This window comes from Paenibacillus sp. FSL L8-0502, assembly GCF_038593055.1.
GTDB classification, from domain to species: Bacteria; Bacillota; Bacilli; order Paenibacillales; family Paenibacillaceae; genus Paenibacillus; species Paenibacillus polymyxa_D.
The window spans coordinates 5,426,263-5,443,868 of the sequence record NZ_CP151958.1; the positions used below are offsets into that span (position 1 = coordinate 5,426,263).

Here is a 17,606-nt window from a genome sequence, read left to right on the forward strand (position 1 = left end):
TTTCATGTGATGCAAATCCTACAATCTGTTAACTATTCCTGCCCGTCTGTGGTGAACGAGATTTTTCCACACCACATGCATAAGTTCGTGGAGCAGCTCATCAGAGCCGGAGATTGATCTACGTATACATCCTTTTTTCCATTCAACCAAGGCATAGAAACGCTCGGTTTGCAGGACTGCGGAATGATTTTCCCGGAATTCCCTTTGTTAGCAGAAGAGACTGCAGGATTATGCATACTACGACACATTCCGAAAGAAGGGATATGCGTCTGCGGGTGAAAATCCTGAATATTCCCTTGTAGTTTGTCACCAATACTAATTCCCCTGTTAGCTGAAACACTAAATCTTCCCGTGTGACTTCCATAGCTGCAATGTATCTGTGCCCCATCCACTACATAGCTCTCACTCATTCTTAGACTCTCCTTTGTATAGATGGCCCCTCTGTATCGACCTTTTGTAATTTCAAGCCTGCCTGATTGAACTTCAAAATACATTCAGCCACATCGAGGTCTACAATGATATGATGATTGGCACCCTGAACCCTGAATATTTTATGATTCTCGACTGCATATTCATCTAAAATGATTTTCTTCAGTGTACCGTCCCTATGATATTCACTGCGTGGTGATAAACACATCAGGCTAGGCGGATTTGCCAGCCAATACCTTGTTTGCTGCATTCGCTGCATATGGGCAAAAACAACTAACTTCCAGCTTAATCCGGCTTGATATATATCAAAGATTTCCTTTAGTTGTTCCGAAACGATGGGTAACGGATGCTCTATAAAATCAATATAGTCCGCATCACCTGATACATAAAATTGTAAAATAGATTCTTCATCGGCACATGATGAGCTTTCTGCCCATTCCAATAACTGCCGGCGATTCGTCCCTACTGGATACATATACTCCGTAATACGATTATCCTGTTGAATCATGTAGTACTCCATAAGCTCTTGAATACACCACCTCACTGATTCCTTTATACTCCCCTATTCTTACTTCCAAATCGTCCTCACATTTCAAGGCCTTGAATTCAGGTAAATGTACAACCTGCTGAATAGCATCTTTCGCTAATTTCAGAATATATTGATGAAATTCCCCTGCAGCCTGGAGTACAAATCGCTCCACATCAGGCTGAAAAATCTTGTTCATATAAGGTTTTCGAAGCTGATTCAATTCATCCTCCAATTCTGCTAAAAAGCTGAATGCCCAGCCTGCATCATAGATTCCATAACAAGGTTGAGGATCAAAGAACCAATTTTTATCATAGGCTTCGACGACATAGTTATAGTTGCGATCCACCAGATACGTGCGCCTCATAGAATAAGTAATGTATCCGATCCTTGTCTTAGCCACTTCTGAAGAATGGGCTTGCAGGCAGATCGATTGAAAGGATTGAATAAAAGAAGAGATGAGCTCATCTTTTCTTTGTTCATACAAAGACGCTGCCTGATGTAATTTCTGGTTCAATACATCTTCTGCATAGGTCTTAAGGAAGTGTTCTAGGGCTTCTTGTCTATTCATAATTCCACCTCTGAACCTATTATATAGAATATTTACATGATATTACTGGTTCTATCCTCCTATTTTATTACACAATTTTCATATCATGAGATTACATATGAATTTATGAAAATAGAATGAAAATAATCATATATTTTCGTGAATGTGTAATAATACAAACAAAAACCTTCCCAGAAAGGCTAGCATTAGACCTAAAAAATGAAGGTTTGCGCAAGCGAATAGGTAAATGGAAGTAGAAAGATCGGTTTATAATGAAATAATCATGTATAATTAACAATACGCTCCAAAAGCACATTCAGAGGATCGAGAATGGGATACACAAACTGCTAAAGTTTTTGGATAACCACCACTTTGCATCAGGATTGGAGATACATGACTACTTCACCTACAGGTTTTTATAATAGTATTCAAGAGGCTACCGCGCACGTCATTGATGTGCTAAGTGATATTTTACATGTAAACACCATTTTTATTGCCGCTAATGACGGGGTTACAAATGTGATTGTAGATTCATTTAACCGGGAAGAGGTGCTGGTTCACAATGGAGAGGAGCTTCCTTTTGAGCTTAGCTATTGCAGTCTAGTGCTGAACCATTCTGCGGATTACCTCACCATTTCGGAAACGTCCATTCACCCGCACACATGCGACTTAGATGTGACTAAAACTATCGGAAACCACTCATTTACAGGAATCCCTATTCGCATGAAAAATGGTCAGGCTTACGGAACCATTTGTATCTTGGACGCACCATCTGTACATTTGACAGAATCCGAACTGAAGGCCCTACAGGCTATGGCTGTATTTCTGGGTTATGTGGTGGAACTGGAGAAAGAAAAGATAGATGCTGAGATCTCTGCCCTGAGCAAGCTGGATTTGATCTCTTCCCTGAGTAATAAAATTCGGTTTTCGCTAACCGAAATATGGGGAGCCACCGACCTCATGCTGACGACAGAGTTAACAGAGGAACAACAGCAATATATGAGCATCATGGAGTCGAGCAGTCGCTCGCTTATGACGTTGTTGAGTAATATTTTGGATTACAGCAATATAGAGTCCAGGCAGATCGATGATATTGAAGATCCGTTTGATCTGAGAACGATGATGGAAAATGTATTGAGTCTGTATACAGAGGTAGCCGCACAGCGGAATCTAGAGTTGAAGCTTGACTGGAATCTCACCAGCTCGCCTATTTTTATCGGGGATGAGGCTAAAATTCGCCGTATGTTGATTAATTTGGTAGATAATGCAGTGAAGTTTACAAACACAGGAACCGTCACTTTATCTGCAAACACCCGATCTGTGACCGATGCACCTGAGGTTGAACTGGAATTAAAGGTGAAGGATACTGGAATCGGTATATCTCCGAATAAATTGAAATTGTGGCTTGAACATGACCGTGGGTACTCCCCCTCATATGGTAATCCAGGCTTGGGTTGGCAGATTACCAAACATCTATTAAAACGAATGAAGGGTAAGATGACAGGGAGGAGTGAACCTGGTAGCGGGACGGAGATAACGCTCCAATTCACCCTGAAAACATACCAGGAGTCAGCCTAAAACTGAAATTAGCTAGTGATGATATGGTATATCATGTAATAGAAGCCCGTGACGCATAACGTTCACGGGCTTTATGTTATGGGTACGTCTCACTAGGCAGTATTATCGCCCTATGCCGCACGTCTGTACATTGCCAGACTTAGTAACGTTTGGGAGCAGCCAGCTTGGCCAAATCCGCCATATACGTAAAGAAGGCTTCCGGGTCTGTATCATACACCAGATTCACAGGACGTCCATCCGCCTGTTCCACCGTTCTGCCCTGACTTGGCCCTTCTGCGATCACGCTGCAATGCACCGTCTTTTTCTTGACAATGTCCGGGCGTCCTACGGATGCAGTGGTCAGTACATCCCACAAGTAGTAGGTTGAGTTCGTTTCGCTATAGACGAGCGGCGGACATCCCGCGTAGCAGTTGCCTAGGAAATCCACGCCCTCATATCGGCGCTCGGCAGCCCAACGATTGCGTACTGCTGGAGTTAATGGTACTTTGCTTGTGCTTTCCAGCGCTACCAGATCAATCGTGATGCCGCTTTGCCACACCCGATATGCCGCTTCTGGGTCCCAGAATACATTCCACTCTGCTGTGCCGTCATGCTCCGGCTCTTCCACATTCCCTTTTTCAAAGGTGCCGCCCATCCATACCAGCTTTTCAATCTTTGCTTCAATATCCGGTGCTTCATCCAGCGCCCGCGCCAGATCGGTTAGCGGTCCAGTGAATAGCAACAGCGTTTTACCTTCAGCTCCGCGTACCTTTTCGATCAGATGCTGATGAGCTGGCAGGGATGAAAGCGGTGCTTCCATACGCCCCGATTCATTCAGTACGGGTAATGCATCCACATAGAAGGAATGTAAACGCCAAGCGGCAGGAAACGGATTTTTACCGCGTGAATTAGACTTTGCGACTTCCACAGGCCCTTTATTTTGTCCAAAACGATCAATAATTTTACGGCTGGCATCCGTCGCAGGCTCCAGATAACCATCTGCTGGAATCACCGATACTCCGGTCAAATGAACCTGCTCCATCTGAAGCAGCATAAAAAGGGATACTAGATCATCCACTCCACCATCATGATTAAAATAAACGTTTGTCTGACTCATCTGTCTCTTCCTTCCTTTATCCCCGTAAGCAGGCTTGTTCTTATCGGCAACCACCCTTCATTATGCCTGATCGCTTCACAGGAGTAAATGTGCGATAGTGCGTGAATCAGGGATTTTTTGCTTGCGCCATGCTTAAGATAGGTAGAAATGTGTGTAATAACAGGGTAGAATCATGGGTCCTAATCGGAAGCGTATGAAGGAGAGATGCATATGACAGCCCAAACAATAGAAGAGTTGGAGCAGATCCGTAAAGAGTGTAAATCCATGGTGACAAAAAGAGCTGCGGCTTCGGGTGGAGCGGTATTAGTTCCAGTTCCAGGGGCTGACGTTCTTGCTGATGTTGGCATTTTGATGCAGCTACTGCCAGCCATTAATGGAAAGTTCGGATTATCTGAGAAGCAGCTGGAAGGTCTGGACGCAGAAACCAAATCCATGGTGTATGGTTTTATCACTTCGATTGGCAGCAAGCTGATTGGGCGACTCATCACCCGTGAAGTTATCGTGCAGATTTTGCAAAAGATGGGCATTCGGATCGCTACCAAGCAGGTTAGCAAGTTTGTTCCCCTTCTGGGGCAAGGGCTAGCCGCGGCAATTGGCTTTACTGCTATGCGAACCATTGGCAATCGGCATGTCGATCAATGTTATGAAGTAGCCAAACGCTTGCTGGAACAGCGAACTGCCGTAGATATCGCGCGCAACTGGACGGTTCCACAGCAGCCTCTAGAGCCTGTGGGAATTGATCATTTGCCAAACCAGAACCCGGAAGCAGCAATTCCACTACTGCCGGCATCCACTAAAGATTAAGTCCTTCAATTTCGAATCAACCGTCCATTTCACCCGCACGGGGTACTCCAGATCAAAACCAGCATCGGTATCCCGTGCTTTTTAGCCTTCTACCTTGGCTCCATAGGAGCGAGCCACCGCTACTGCCTGCTCGATATCCAACTTGGCTCCGGTGATGTCCAGATCTTTAAAATTCACGCCATCCATCTTCGCACCGCGCAGGTCTGTTCCTTGAAGATGGGCTTTGTGCAGTCTTACCCGGCTAAGATCAGCCTCTCGCAAATCTGCTTTTTCCAAATTGCATTCGGATAAGTCGGCTTCCTTGAATCGTATTTTTCGCAAATCTTGTTTTCTTAAATCTGCATGACGCAAATTCGTATAAGACCAATCTCCGCCCGTAATTGTGATACCATCCATATTCGCCCCCGCAAAATCTGAACCTACCAGCTTGCAGTTATCAAACCGGACTACAAACAGATTGGCGCTGGTGAACAAACAATTGGTAAAAGCCGACTCCTTGTAGTGAGATGCATTCAGAATGGCCCCGGTAAAATCACAGTCCACAAAAGTACAGCCTTCCACAAGGGACTCATTCATCTCCACACCCCGAAAGCGACATCGGGTAAACTCGCAATTTTTCCACTCGCCTTCTCTGGCATCCATTGATCCAAAATCACGGTCTTCATAGACCTCATCTGTATAAAAGAACATGTTCTCTCTCCTATTCCTTATTCCCTATATCAGGAATTCAGCATTTCGGCAAGGACCGCTCAAAACCGCCTTTCATTTTCCCCAGCAAACCCTTCATCATCTGATGATCCTGCGGCGTAAACTCAGACATACACGACCGAATCAGCTTCGTATAATAAGGGACTATCTTACTTAATAGCTCTCGTCCTGCCTCTTTTAATCCGACAGTCACCATCCGTCCGTCACTCTCATGAGCCACACGTTCAATCATGCCATCTCGCTCTAATCCGTCGATCAGTCCCGTCATGGTCCCACGCGTGACATCCGCTTTTTCCGCTAACTCCGATGGTGTCATGCGATGCGGCGAGTGGCAATGCAACAGGCTAAGCACGATAATCCGACCCTGAGAAGCCCCCAACTTGGTCAAATCTGTATCCATTTCTCTGAAAATACCGTTAGCCAAGCGCGCAAATGTCACAAAAGTCTCTATATTATCTACTTCGGCATCCTCATGTCCAAAGCTACGCAGCACCCCGCGTATGGAGTCATTATGAAAATTAAAGTTCATAGTCTATCCATTCCTTCCTTAATCCCGCTTGTTCCGTCAGACGGTAGCTTTTCCATTCATCTGGCAGCAAAGAAGCATACGGTTCCTTGGCAAAACGATCATCTACCAGGACCAACAATCCTTCGTCGTGCTCTGTGCGGATAAGCCTGCCACCTGCCTGAAGAACCTTGTTCATCCCTGGATATACATACGCATAGTTGAAACCATTCCGTCCCTGTTCCGAAAAGTAATCCCGCAGCACATCTCGCTCTGCTCCAATTTGCGGCAAGCCAACGCCGACGACGACTACCCCATTTAAGCGATCCCCGGGTAAATCAACACCTTCAGCAAACACACCACCCAATACGGCAAAGCCAAGCAAGGTGTGCTCTTGCCCAGGCTGGAAGGCCTCTAGGAATCGATCCCGCTCTGGTTCGGTCATCCCCGGACTTTGTACCAACGTATTTGCGGACACGTCCCGAAGCATGAACTCCTCATATACCTCACGCAGGTATGGATAGGACGGGAAAAACACAAGCATATTTCCTTTCCGTTCCACAACCAATGCAGCCAGCATATCCGCAATCGCCCCTTTGGAACGCTCGCGATCCCGATAACGGATGGAGAGCGGCAGCAGACGTACATCCCATTGCTCCTGATGGAAAGGGGAAGGAACCTGTAACGTATAATCTTCCTCGTTTGCTCCGAGCATGTCCCGATAATAAGCAAGCGGTGTCAACGTCGCGGAAAAATAAATGGCTGAGCGGTAGCCCTTAATAGCTTGTCCCAGCAAGTGAGAAGGATCGAGGCAGAACAGCTTGACCCTCACTTCACTGCGCCCTGCTTCCACATAAGTAACGTACCGTTCATCATATAAAGCAGCAATCCGCAGCATATTCTGAGCAGTAAAATACGTATCCAGAAGCAATGCGTAGGCCGTACTTTCACTGCTTGCGCGACTTGTACTACTCCCCGTTACCAGTTCACGTTCAGCAGCTTTCACAAAAGGCACCAGCAGCTCCAGCACCTCTTGCGGCGCTACTGTCTCCACTGCTTTTCCTGTGTCTGCATATTGCTTGCGCAGCGTAATCATATGTGCGTTCACTGCACTCGCAGTCGCAGCAATCTCTGGACTTAGCAGCTTAAATTCTCGTTTCAGTTCCAAAAAAGAAGATTTCAAAATTTCCGCCGAAAACATGTCCCGGCCGCGTTCTACCAGATTATGCGCCTCATCCACCAGTACGACACCTTTTCGCTTGTGCTCCTCCAGCAATCTTTTCAGAGAAATCCGTGGATCGAAAACATAATTATAATCACTGATTATACCATCCGAGGCATACGCCACATCCAGCGAAAATTCAAAGGGACAAACCTTATGCTTGCGCGCATAACGCTCAATCACCGCCCGGGTCATTAACGTCTCATTCGCCAAAATATCGGATACCGCACCGTTGATCCGGTCGTAGTAGCCCTCGCACATGCTGCATGATCCAGCGTCACAATCATTTTCATCCTTAAAGCAAATTTTATCCTTCGCAGTCAAAGTCACCACATGCATGTGCAGCCCTTGGGCCTGCATTCTGGCATAAGCTTCTTCGGCTGCTGCCCGAGTGGTGGTACGAGCCGTTACATAATATACTCGCCTAACCTGCCCCTCACCGATCGCCTTGATCGCGGGAAACAAAGTGGATACCGTTTTACCGATACCCGTAGGCGCTTTGGCAAACAGGTTAACCCCTTCGGCAATCGCCTTGTACACCGAACCCGCGAGCGTTCGCTGTCCCGAACGATACGTGTCAAAGGGAAAATTCAACATAGCAATGCTGGCATCCCGCTTTTCCGCATGTGCTCTCAGCAGGAATGCATACGGTGCATAACCAGCAATCATCTCCTGCGCGAAAGCTTCCAGCTCAGTAAAGGATAGCTCGCGCCTAAATCGGCGAATGTCTTCACTGTGTGCCTGCACATAAGTAAGCTGGACCTGCATGGAATGATGTTGTTCCTCACGAGCAATCATATAGGCATACAGAAATGCTTGCGCCCAGTGTACGGGTTGACCGTCACCCTGAATATCTTCGAGAGGCAAAGAGATCGATTTAATTTCATCGACCGTCCATACGCCATCCAGCTCAATCAGTCCGTCACAGCGGCCTTCAATGATAAACAATTCGTCCTTATACTGAATTTCTGTACGTAAATGTACCTCTATGCGGTCATGCTCCTTGTAACCTTTCTGGATAACCTGATGCACGCGAGTTCCTTCGAGCATACTGCTATTCGATCGAAAGCCGCTATGAATGCTGCCGCTCCGATGCACATATTCCACAAGTGGACGCACCGATATGTGAATTGGTTCCTTCATACGATCACCCGTTCCGGTCATAGTCCTTTCACTGTACCACGTAGATAAACGAAACGTAAGGGACAGAAGAATCGTTTAATGGTCGATTGGTATTCACTCATGCCTACTTTTTACCGAAATATAGAAACGAGGCCTTTTGCTTTATTCCCCACAATACTACAACTCTCATTACAGCATAAAGGATAGGGATATGTTAAAAGAATTAATTAACAATTTTGCGTTATTAACAAGCTTCTTATTCTTTGGAAATTTATTTTTCCGCAAATATGAACGTTACCTAAAAAAACATATATTCATTTATCGGGTAATGAACGGTTTAATGCTGGGTCTGTTTGGCATTCTGTTAATGATGACCGGTTTATGGATCCGCGGGCACTTTGTGGTCGATCTGCGCCATTTGGCGATTATCATATCTGTTTATATGGGAGGATCGGTATCCGGTCTGCTGACCACTTTGATCATAATCCTGTACCGTATTTACATTACAGGTGGTTGGACAGATGTTTCTCTGACTGCTACCGTCAATTGTTTCATGACACTGGGCATTTCACTTATCTTTATTCGAGAAAAAAGCCTAACACTCCGCAAGTGGATGTCGGCCGTGATTGGAGCTGCTGTAGTGTCGCTGTTATCTACTTTCTATGTAGTTAACCCTCCTGATAATGAATCCATGATAATCATCACAACTGTTAAGTTGCTTGGCGGCCTGTTCACTTATTTTATGATGTCCCATATCAAAAAAACCGAACGGGCTGTTCATCTACTGGAAGAAGCTGCAAACCGGGATCATTTAACCGGACTCTACAGTCCGCGTGCTTTCGATGCGCTATTCGAAGAGGTTTTTCATACTTCCAAGACTACAAAACAACCCTTTGGACTCGTGATGCTGGATATTGACCACTTTAAAAATATTAATGATACGTATGGTCATTTGAACGGAGATACCGTCTTAAGCCAATTGGGAATGCTGTTAACCCGGGAATCTACAACGAGGGCGTACCCCTCCCGTAAGGGCGGAGAGGAATTTGCCATTCTGATTGGAAATTGTGATAGTCAGAAAGCAGCAAGCTTTGCCGAAAAGATTCGGGAAGCTGTGGAAAATGAACGTTTTCTTTTGAATGACGGAACCTCGATCTCTCTAACCGTATCGCTTGGAGCAGGTAGTTCGCCTGTCATTGCATCGAGGCACTTACTGGAAAAGACAGATGAGGCACTATATGAAGCTAAGCGTTCAGGACGCAATCAGGTGAAACTGGCAAAACCATAGATATTAGTCGCTAAATGTCAGGAAAGCTGGATTATTGTTAATAAAAAGTGGTAAAATGGAAATAACATCGTTATCAAAAAAACTTCTGCCGCTAGTGGAGACATGCCTTACAATCGACATGGGGGGTGGGCTTTGTGAACCTCGAACAATTGGAAAAACTCATGGAAAAAGAACGCCGTGAACTGAATCGCATGGCTGACTTACACGGATTAAAAGATGAACGTGTATTGGACAAATCCTCCAGACTTGACCGTATTATGGACAAGTACCTTCACACCAAGCGTGCAATAAACCAAACACACTCATAGAAGCAAGCTACATCGCTGCCCCTCAGGGCAGCTTTTTTATTCTGCATCGTACTCACCTTCTCGCGGACTGACTACTTCCCGCCCTATTCCGTCCGCAACAATTGCTGTGTGAACGATATCCATTCTCTGGCGGCAAAGGACAGGTAGCGATCGTTCCGCCAAATCATCCCCAAATGCCAAGGAATGACGGGGTCTACCAATGGAAGAACACGCAAGCGCTCAGAATCCAGATCTCGGCAAATGGCCTCCGGCAACAGAGCTACTCCCAGGTTTGCAGCAACCATTTCGCTAATCAGATCCCATTGTGAGCTTTCGTACACTACACGCGGCTGAAAGCCGGCACGAACACATTCCGCAATGATACGGTCATGCAGCGTAAAATCCTCACGAAACAGTACAAATGCCTCCTCCGCCAACGCAGATAACGGTACCTCCTTGCACTCTGCCAATGCATGCGTAGGATGAACGAGCAAATTCAGCTTTTCCTCCACAAACAGAAATGTCTCAAACATATCTCCAACTGCGGGCAGCACGATCACCCCGATATCCAATGCCCCGGCTTCTACGTCCCGTTCCACTTTCTTCGCCCCGTCCTCAAATAATTGAATGGTCACATCAGGATATGCCTTATGGAATTCTCCAATGACACGCGGAAAAAAGCTCGATCCGACCATAGGGGGCAGGCCAATACGGATATGTCCCTTTTTCAGGTTCATCAAATCACTCAGCTCCGAGGACAGGCTCTGAAAGGACTTTACAATTGCTTGTGCCTGAAGCTCAATGACCTTTCCCGCGTCCGTCAATTCGATTCTTTTGCCAATTCGGTCGAACAAAGCGACCCCCAGTTCATCTTCTAGACTTTTAATCGTCTTACTGATCGTCGGCTGGGTAATAAACATGCTCTGGGCTGCCTTTGTAAAGCTACGCAACCGCGCGACTTCCAAAAAATATTGTAAATGTCGGATATCCAAAGCTACACCTTCTCCCATAGATAAACGGAATAGATTATATTCTTTATATGCATTTTACTCATGAAAGCTTGTGATGTAAAATTTCATTACAGTTTGAAAATAACCGATCACAAAGATAGGAGTCATTATATATGAAAAGCTTCATACGCGGTGTCCTCCAGATCGCCGTCCTGATGGCCTTTTCGCTCATCCTGAACGCGGTAGTCTCCTGGCTCCACCTGCCTATACCCGGTAGTATCATTGGTATGCTAATCCTTTTTATTCTGCTGCAAACCGGCTTGGTCCGGCTAAGCTGGATTGAAGTTGGCGCAAACTGGTTGCTGGCCGAGCTGCTATTATTCTTTATTCCCTCCGCTGTCGGCGTCATGAATTATTGGCCGATGCTGGAACACGATGGTATGAGCATTATGCTGGTCGTGTTGCTCGGCACCTTTCTGGTGATGGCCTGCACAGGTATGGTCGCCAGTCTGCTTGGTAAACGAAAGGAGCATAAATCATCATGATCGGTCTTCTATGTATTGTATTGACACTCGCTATTTACTGGATGGCCAAACGCATGTACCGCACACTGCCCAAGGTGTATTTGTCTCCATTGCTCATTACACCTGTTGTTATCATTTTGATTTTGACGCTGACGGGTGTGAATTACCGTTCTTATAATTCGGGCGCCCACTTGCTGTCCATGCTGCTACAGCCAGCTACGATTGCATTTGCTGTCCCTTTGTACCGATATTTCCCAGTGTTAAAAAAACACGCTACCCAAATCGTGCTTAGCGTGCTGTCTGGATCTGTTGTAGCCGTGTTGTCCTCCATGGCGCTTGCCAAGTGGATGCACCTGAATTCTTCCCTGCTGAGCAGCCTGATTCCTCGCTCCATTACGACACCCATTGCGATGAATGTATCGCAAACGATTGGCGGCAATCCGACGGTCACAGCTGTATTCGTTATTCTGACCGGATTGAGCGGTCTTATTATCGGTCCAGTGATTGTAAAACTGTTCCGTATCGAAAATGAAGTCTCCCGTGGGGTACTGCTCGGTACCGGTGCTCATGGTACGGGCACTTCCAAAGCATTCGAGTTCAGTTTGCTGACGGGGACGATATCCAGCATCTCGATGGTGCTCGCCGCTCTCTTTACCTTGGCAGCCGCCCCGTTCCTGTTCCACTTGATGCTGTAAACAATCTGCATACAACAAAAGCAGCGATTCTCTTAAAAATAGAGAATCGCTGCTTTTGTTTTGTAGGCCCCTTTTCCGCATAAAGCAGCGGTGAGAACGAAACGATGGTAGAGAAGCGGAGCGGTAAAGGATACGCATCCTCGTTCCTATTAGATGGCTTTAACGTCACCTTGTTTCACCTGTACCTCTAAAGGCGTTACAGCTTCATACAGGTAAGCATCCAGCTCAGCCGTATATTGTCGTTCTTGCGCGGCGCTCCAGCCTGCATGTTCAGACATCCATGCGATGGCGGGCTGTTTCCAGCGCTTCACCTCGTCAATCTGGAAGAAAAGTGCTCCCGTTCGCCGTATGAAAAAATCAGACGGTGTCACCGTCATTTCCTGTTCCATCGCATACAGGAGCGGGACACGCACTTCCACAGGCAGTGCCGCTTCCTTCTCGGTAGTCTCCTTCATGCTGCGTGCCGCTATCGCAAACAGCCGCTCTGTGTTGGAGCCATAGCGGATTGCCCATGCTCTAGCCGTTTCAGGCGACAGGCCGAGTGCAACACCTGCTGCGGTTTGCTTACCTACGTACGCGTCCCAGCCCGCCGAGCCGCCTACGCTGCCACCCGAAATCGGGATGTGTCTGGTGCGGCATGCCCGGAAGCTCTGCCCATGCAAGCGCCCCAGCTCCCGTACCGCACGATCCACGACGAGTTCGGACATTTTCCGGTAGCCCGTCAGCTTGCCGCCTGCAATCGTGATCAGACCTGAACGGGATTCCCAAATTTCGTCCTTACGTGAAATTTCTGAAGGGCTTTTATCGTCTTCATAAATGAGCGGCCGTACCCCTGCCCAACTGGATTCTACATCCGTAACAGTCAGCTTCACATCCGGGAACATTCCGTTGATCGCTTGAAGCACATACGCCCGATCTTCGACGGTCATCCGGGGATGCGCCGTATCCCCCTCATACACCGTGTCAGTCGTACCTGCATAAGTTTTTCCATCACGCGGGATGGCAAATACCATGCGTCCATCCGGTGTATCGAAGTACACTGCCTGTTTGAGCGGAAAGCGCTCAGCATCGAACACTAGGTGAATACCTTTCGTCAGGCGTAGCACCTTACCCTCCTTGGAGCGATCCATTTCCCGCAGCGTGTCTACCCATGGTCCAGCTGCATTAATAACCAGCGAAGCTCGAATTTCGTATGGTTTTCCCGTTACCCGGTCCGTTACGCTTGCACCGCTTATTCGTCCTTCGTCATACAGCAGCTTGTCAGCCTTGGCATAGTTCACCGCCAGCGCCCCTCGTGTAACAGCCTCCTTCATGACCTCAATCGTCAGGCGAGCGTCATCTGTACGATACTCCACATAGCTGCCGCTTCCCTTCAGTCCATCACGCTTCAGCAAAGGCTCGCGCTCTAGTGTAGCCTGGATGTCCAGCATACGACGGCGCTCACTACGCTTAACACCAGCAAGGAAATCATATACCAGCAGCCCGACAGAGGTGGTAAATGCGTTAAACGTGCCGCACTTGTGAAAAGGAAGCAACATACGCTCCGGTATGGTCACATGTGGACCATTTTCGAATACAATTGCCCGCTCCTTCCCCACCTCAGCTACCATCTTAACTTCCAACTGCTTCAAATAACGAAGACCCCCATGCACTAGCTTGGTCGAGCGGCTGGACGTACCTGCTGCAAAATCCTGCATCTCCACCAATGCTGTCTTCAAACCACGATCCGCCGCATCCAGCGCAATACCCGCCCCTGTAATGCCGCCGCCAATGATTAATATATCAAAATGCTCATGTCCCATACGTTCCAAGACAGCGGTTCTCTCCTGCGCAGCAAATCCCTGTTCTCCCATCATGTATCCCTCCAGCTTTGTATATATTCACGATGCAATCTGCCAACCGACTCATCATAAGGTACAAAAAAAGACCACGAACATCGCTGCGGCGGATGCCGAGCGGTTCATGGTCTCTCCAAGTCTCCTGACGAGTATTAACTTATCTATATCGTAGCACACACGATACGCTATGAAAAGGGAAATCTGCCTGCTACTTGAACGCCATTGCGGCATGAACTGCCTTTTTCCAGCCACCATAAAGATCAGCCCGCACGTCTTCACTCATGGACGGAGTAAAGGTATGATCACTTTGCGCATATCCCCGGACTTCATCCAGACTGCTCCAGAAGCCGACTGCCAGTCCCGCTAAATACGCCGCACCGAGTGCAGTTGTCTCGTTCACAGCAGGCCGTTCTACAGGCAGATCGAGAATATCGCTCTGGAACTGCATCAGGAACTCGTTCATCACTGCACCTCCATCTACACGCAATGAACGCACAGGTACACCCGAATCGCTCGCCATGGCAGTTAGGACATCTTTAGTCTGGTAGGCCAGCGATTCCAGTACCGCTCGTATAAAGTGCTCCTTGGTCGTTCCCCGCGTCAAACCAAATGTCGCACCGCGCACGTCACTATCCCAATACGGGCTGCCCAGACCCACAAAGGCCGGGACAAAATATACCCCTTCTGTGGAGGTCACACGCGCCGCATACGCTTCACTATCTTTGGCTTCGCGGAACATACGCAACCCATCACGCAGCCACTGAATAGCAGATCCGGCTACAAAAATGCTGCCCTCCAGCGCATACTTCACCTGACCATTCAGCCCCCATGCAATGGTCGTAATCAGTCCATGTTCCGAGTCACAGGGTTCATCTCCGGTATTCATCAGCATAAAGCATCCCGTACCGTATGTATTTTTAATCATACCTTTGTCAAAGCATCCCTGACCGAACAGAGCTGCTTGTTGATCGCCTGCCGCTCCGGCAATAGGGATTTCCTGTCCGAAAAAGTGATAATCCACCGTATGCGCATATATCTCAGAAGATGATTTCACCTCTGGTAGCATAGACGCAGGAACGCCGAGAATATCCAGCAGCTCCTCATCCCATTTTAGCTCATAAATGTTGTACATGAGTGTGCGGGCCGCATTGGAGTAGTCTGTTACATGTGCTTTACCACCAGACAATCTCCAGATTAGCCAGGTATCAATCGTACCAAACAGCAAATCCCCACGCTCCGCTTGAGCTCGTGCCCCTTCGACGTTGTCGAGTATCCATTTGACCTTGGTGCCAGAAAAGTAGGGATCAATGAGTAGTCCCGTTTTGCTATGAAAAATATGATCAAATCCACGGCTTTTCAATTCCTCGCAGATCCCGGCTGTTTGCCGTGACTGCCATACCAGTGCATGATATACAGGCAGACCCGTATGTTTATCCCACACTACTACGGTTTCCCGTTGATTCGTAATACCAATCCCGGCAATTTGGCTGGCTTTCACACCTGATTCTGACAAGCAGGAGGCGATGACGGCCAAAATAGAGCTCCATATTTCATTGGCGTTTTGCTCTACCCACCCGGGCTGGGGAAAATACTGTGGGAACTCCCGTTGTGCCTTGTATACCACTTTTCCCTGCCGATCAAACAAGATGGCCCGCGAACTGGTTGTGCCCTGATCTAAGGCAAGAATGTATTGCTCCATCGTTTCCCAGCCTCCTTGCTTATTATGTATGGTTACCCACTTGATACAAATAAAAGCTATTGCTTATAGTGTTCGAACAGCTGTTTATTGGAGGTCGTAACTGCTGTAGCTCCCGCGGCCAACGCTGCTTCCACATCCTCAGGGGTGCGAATAAGTCCGCCTGCCAAAATAGGAATGCCAGTGCGTTCGCTGACCTCCTTAATCATCGGTGGAACAACACCGGGCAGCACCTCAATATAATCCGGACGCGTTTTTTCTACCAGCGCGTAGCTTTTTTCCAGTGCAATCGTATCGAGCAGGAACACCCGCTGTACAGCAAGAATTCCTTTCTTTTTAGCAGTTGCGATCACCCCGGACCGGGTCGAAATAATCCCAAATGGCTTAATTTCCTGACACAAATATTCAGCCGCATACTCGTCATTCTTCAAGCCTTGCACCAGATCGGCATGCAGGAGCATTTGCTTGCTGCGACTTCTAGCCATCTGGTACAGGCTACGCAGCTGCGCTACATGCGTATCCAGAAAAACCGCATACTCATAAGAACTGTCCAAAATACCCTCCAGCTGCTTCATATGCTTAGCTGCAGGTAAAATGCGTTGTCCCTGAAATGGCATGGATATCCCCCTTAGGCTGAATGTCGGTCAAACTCGTTCAAATTTTATATTATCACTCTGTTCGACGAACGTGAAGCGGTTTCATTGCAGATATGTATAAAGGCTGCCTTCCCTGCAATAGATGTCAGCAGGAAGAAGACAGCCTAATCATTCAAAGAACTGGATCAAATCACACGACGGCACCCTTAAAATGCTCTATAGTGTACTAGCCCTCAAACCCTTGGCGCAGCCATGAGGTAGCGAGCATGATCGCACCGCGCTTGGCCGCGGTTTCAGACAATGAGTTCAGCATCACAAAGTCGTGGATGATGCCCTGAAAGCGTGCAGCGGTCACATCCACCCCCGCTTCACGTAGCTTGTCCGCATAGGCCTCGCCTTCATCGCGCAGCACATCGGCCTCACCTGTAATGACCAGCGCACGTGGTAGCCCTTCGAGCTGTTCTGTGGTGGCACGTAATGGGGACGCCGTGATCTGCGCTCGTTCGTTGGGATCCGTCGTATATTGATCCCAAAACCATTGCATTCCTTCGCGGCTCAGGAAATATCCTGTGGCGAACTCATGATATGATTCTGTGTCAAAGGAAGCATCCGTCACTGGATAGAACAGCAACTGCTGGCGAATGGTAGGGCCGCTACGTTCTTTGGCCAGCAGCGTTACGGCCGCCGTCATATTACCGCCCACACTGTCTCCGGCTACCGTCAGCGTATCGGGCTTCAGCCCATGCTCGCGTCCGTGCTGTGCCACCCATTGAACGACCGCGTAAATTTCCTCAATCGCCGTCGGATATTTAGCTTCAGGGGACAAGCTGTATTCTGGAAATACAACTGCTGCCTGTGAGCCGACTGCCAATTCACGAATCAGGCGATCATGCGTATGAGCATTACCGAATACCCAGCCTGCTCCGTGAATATATACAATGACCGGGAGATCGCTTGTCACCTGTTGTGGGCGAACAATTCTGACCTTCACCTCACCGCCAGGCCCGCCTGGAATAGTTAGATCTTCTACATCTGCGGCAGGTTTGTCTGCTGGGCCGGATTGAACCTCATTGACCGTTTCACGTCCTTTTTCAGGACCCAAATCATATAGAAACGGAGGCTTGGCATTATCGTCTGCAAATTTCTGTGCTGCGGGTTCAAGCTGTACTTTTTTACTCATATCGATTCACTC

At 47.8% G+C, this 17,606-nt stretch carries 18 protein-coding genes; 6 read left to right on the forward strand and 12 right to left on the reverse strand.

Features of this window, described 5'->3' with window-relative positions; translation table 11 throughout:
* Nucleotides 1-32 precede the first annotated feature (32 nt).
* Genes NSQ57_RS23750 through NSQ57_RS23760 form a run of 3 tightly spaced genes read right to left on the reverse strand, consistent with a single transcriptional unit; the run spans nt 33 to nt 1,526 of the window.
* Entirely contained in the window at nt 33-410 is a 378-nt protein-coding gene (locus NSQ57_RS23750; protein WP_029518643.1) for a DUF4280 domain-containing protein, read from the reverse strand.
* Nucleotides 411-412: 2 nt separating this feature from the next.
* A complete protein-coding gene (locus tag NSQ57_RS23755; RefSeq protein WP_029518644.1) occupies nt 413-937 on the reverse strand; it encodes a hypothetical protein in 525 nt (174 codons plus the stop codon).
* A complete protein-coding gene (locus NSQ57_RS23760; RefSeq protein WP_029518645.1) occupies nt 921-1,526 on the reverse strand; it encodes a hypothetical protein in 606 nt (201 codons plus the stop codon). The genes NSQ57_RS23755 and NSQ57_RS23760 overlap by 17 nt, the downstream gene beginning before the upstream one ends.
* A 372-nt stretch (nt 1,527-1,898) precedes the next feature.
* On the opposite strand from NSQ57_RS23760, the gene NSQ57_RS23765 reads away from it, so the two are divergent.
* A complete protein-coding gene (locus NSQ57_RS23765; RefSeq protein ID WP_342425392.1) occupies nt 1,899-3,083 on the forward strand; it encodes a HAMP domain-containing sensor histidine kinase in 1,185 nt (394 codons plus the stop codon).
* Between the two features lie 139 nt (nt 3,084-3,222).
* Here NSQ57_RS23765 and NSQ57_RS23770 read toward each other — a convergent pair whose 3' ends face one another.
* Nucleotides 3,223-4,179 (reverse strand): nucleoside hydrolase, encoded by a 957-nt coding sequence (locus NSQ57_RS23770; protein ID WP_013312477.1) that lies wholly within the window; start codon nt 4,177-4,179, stop codon nt 3,223-3,225.
* Between the two features lie 210 nt (nt 4,180-4,389).
* Between NSQ57_RS23770 and NSQ57_RS23775 the strand changes: the two genes are divergently transcribed.
* On the forward strand, nt 4,390-4,983 hold the full coding sequence (locus tag NSQ57_RS23775) for a hypothetical protein (RefSeq protein ID WP_165145925.1): 594 nt from the start codon (nt 4,390-4,392) through the stop codon (nt 4,981-4,983).
* Nucleotides 4,984-5,064: 81 nt separating this feature from the next.
* Here the strand turns inward: NSQ57_RS23775 and NSQ57_RS23780 are convergent, their stop codons facing one another.
* From NSQ57_RS23780 to NSQ57_RS23790, 3 genes are read right to left on the reverse strand one after another with little or no spacing between them, the layout of a single operon-like run.
* Nucleotides 5,065-5,673, reverse strand: a complete 609-nt coding sequence (locus NSQ57_RS23780) for a pentapeptide repeat-containing protein (protein WP_029518648.1) — start codon at nt 5,671-5,673, stop codon at nt 5,065-5,067.
* A gap of 37 nt (nt 5,674-5,710) precedes the next feature.
* Nucleotides 5,711-6,220 (reverse strand): MarR family transcriptional regulator, encoded by a 510-nt coding sequence (locus tag NSQ57_RS23785; RefSeq protein ID WP_029518649.1) that lies wholly within the window; start codon nt 6,218-6,220, stop codon nt 5,711-5,713.
* The gene (locus NSQ57_RS23790; protein ID WP_342425393.1) at nt 6,210-8,582 is read right to left on the reverse strand and encodes an ATP-dependent DNA helicase; all 2,373 of its coding nucleotides are present in this window, start codon (nt 8,580-8,582) and stop codon (nt 6,210-6,212) included. Before NSQ57_RS23790 ends, NSQ57_RS23785 begins: the two co-directional genes overlap by 11 nt.
* Before the next feature lie 169 nt (nt 8,583-8,751).
* Here NSQ57_RS23790 and NSQ57_RS23795 point away from each other — a divergent pair, with 169 nt between their 5' ends.
* Nucleotides 8,752-9,828, forward strand: a complete 1,077-nt coding sequence (locus NSQ57_RS23795) for a GGDEF domain-containing protein (RefSeq protein WP_340933577.1) — start codon at nt 8,752-8,754, stop codon at nt 9,826-9,828.
* 134 nt (nt 9,829-9,962) lie between these two features.
* Complete coding sequence (locus tag NSQ57_RS23800; RefSeq protein WP_013312483.1) at nt 9,963-10,136, forward strand: aspartyl-phosphate phosphatase Spo0E family protein; 174 nt, start codon at nt 9,963-9,965, stop codon at nt 10,134-10,136.
* An 83-nt stretch (nt 10,137-10,219) separates the two neighbouring features.
* Here the strand turns inward: NSQ57_RS23800 and NSQ57_RS23805 are convergent, their stop codons facing one another.
* The gene (locus NSQ57_RS23805; RefSeq protein WP_328801165.1) at nt 10,220-11,107 is read right to left on the reverse strand and encodes a LysR family transcriptional regulator; all 888 of its coding nucleotides are present in this window, start codon (nt 11,105-11,107) and stop codon (nt 10,220-10,222) included.
* 131 nt (nt 11,108-11,238) lie between these two features.
* On the opposite strand from NSQ57_RS23805, the gene NSQ57_RS23810 reads away from it, so the two are divergent.
* Together NSQ57_RS23810 and NSQ57_RS23815 are read left to right on the forward strand one after the other, a co-directional pair.
* Nucleotides 11,239-11,610, forward strand: coding sequence for a CidA/LrgA family holin-like protein (locus NSQ57_RS23810; protein WP_029518652.1), 372 nt, complete (start codon nt 11,239-11,241; stop codon nt 11,608-11,610).
* Nucleotides 11,607-12,284, forward strand: a complete 678-nt coding sequence (locus NSQ57_RS23815) for a CidB/LrgB family autolysis modulator (RefSeq protein ID WP_029518653.1) — start codon at nt 11,607-11,609, stop codon at nt 12,282-12,284. Before NSQ57_RS23810 ends, NSQ57_RS23815 begins: the two co-directional genes overlap by 4 nt.
* Nucleotides 12,285-12,433: 149 nt before the next feature.
* Here the strand turns inward: NSQ57_RS23815 and NSQ57_RS23820 are convergent, their stop codons facing one another.
* The 4 genes from NSQ57_RS23820 to NSQ57_RS23835 all read right to left on the reverse strand — a co-directional run bounded on the left by NSQ57_RS23820 (nt 12,434) and on the right by NSQ57_RS23835 (nt 17,594).
* Nucleotides 12,434-14,137, reverse strand: a complete 1,704-nt coding sequence (locus tag NSQ57_RS23820) for an FAD-dependent oxidoreductase (RefSeq protein WP_342426139.1) — start codon at nt 14,135-14,137, stop codon at nt 12,434-12,436.
* Between the two features lie 193 nt (nt 14,138-14,330).
* The gene (gene glpK, locus NSQ57_RS23825) at nt 14,331-15,821 is read right to left on the reverse strand and encodes a glycerol kinase GlpK (protein WP_029518655.1); all 1,491 of its coding nucleotides are present in this window, start codon (nt 15,819-15,821) and stop codon (nt 14,331-14,333) included.
* A gap of 56 nt (nt 15,822-15,877) precedes the next feature.
* Nucleotides 15,878-16,435, reverse strand: a complete 558-nt coding sequence (locus tag NSQ57_RS23830; RefSeq protein WP_029518656.1) for a glycerol-3-phosphate responsive antiterminator — start codon at nt 16,433-16,435, stop codon at nt 15,878-15,880.
* A gap of 205 nt (nt 16,436-16,640) precedes the next feature.
* A complete protein-coding gene (locus NSQ57_RS23835; RefSeq protein WP_342425394.1) occupies nt 16,641-17,594 on the reverse strand; it encodes an alpha/beta hydrolase in 954 nt (317 codons plus the stop codon).
* Nucleotides 17,595-17,606: the final 12 nt, after the last annotated feature.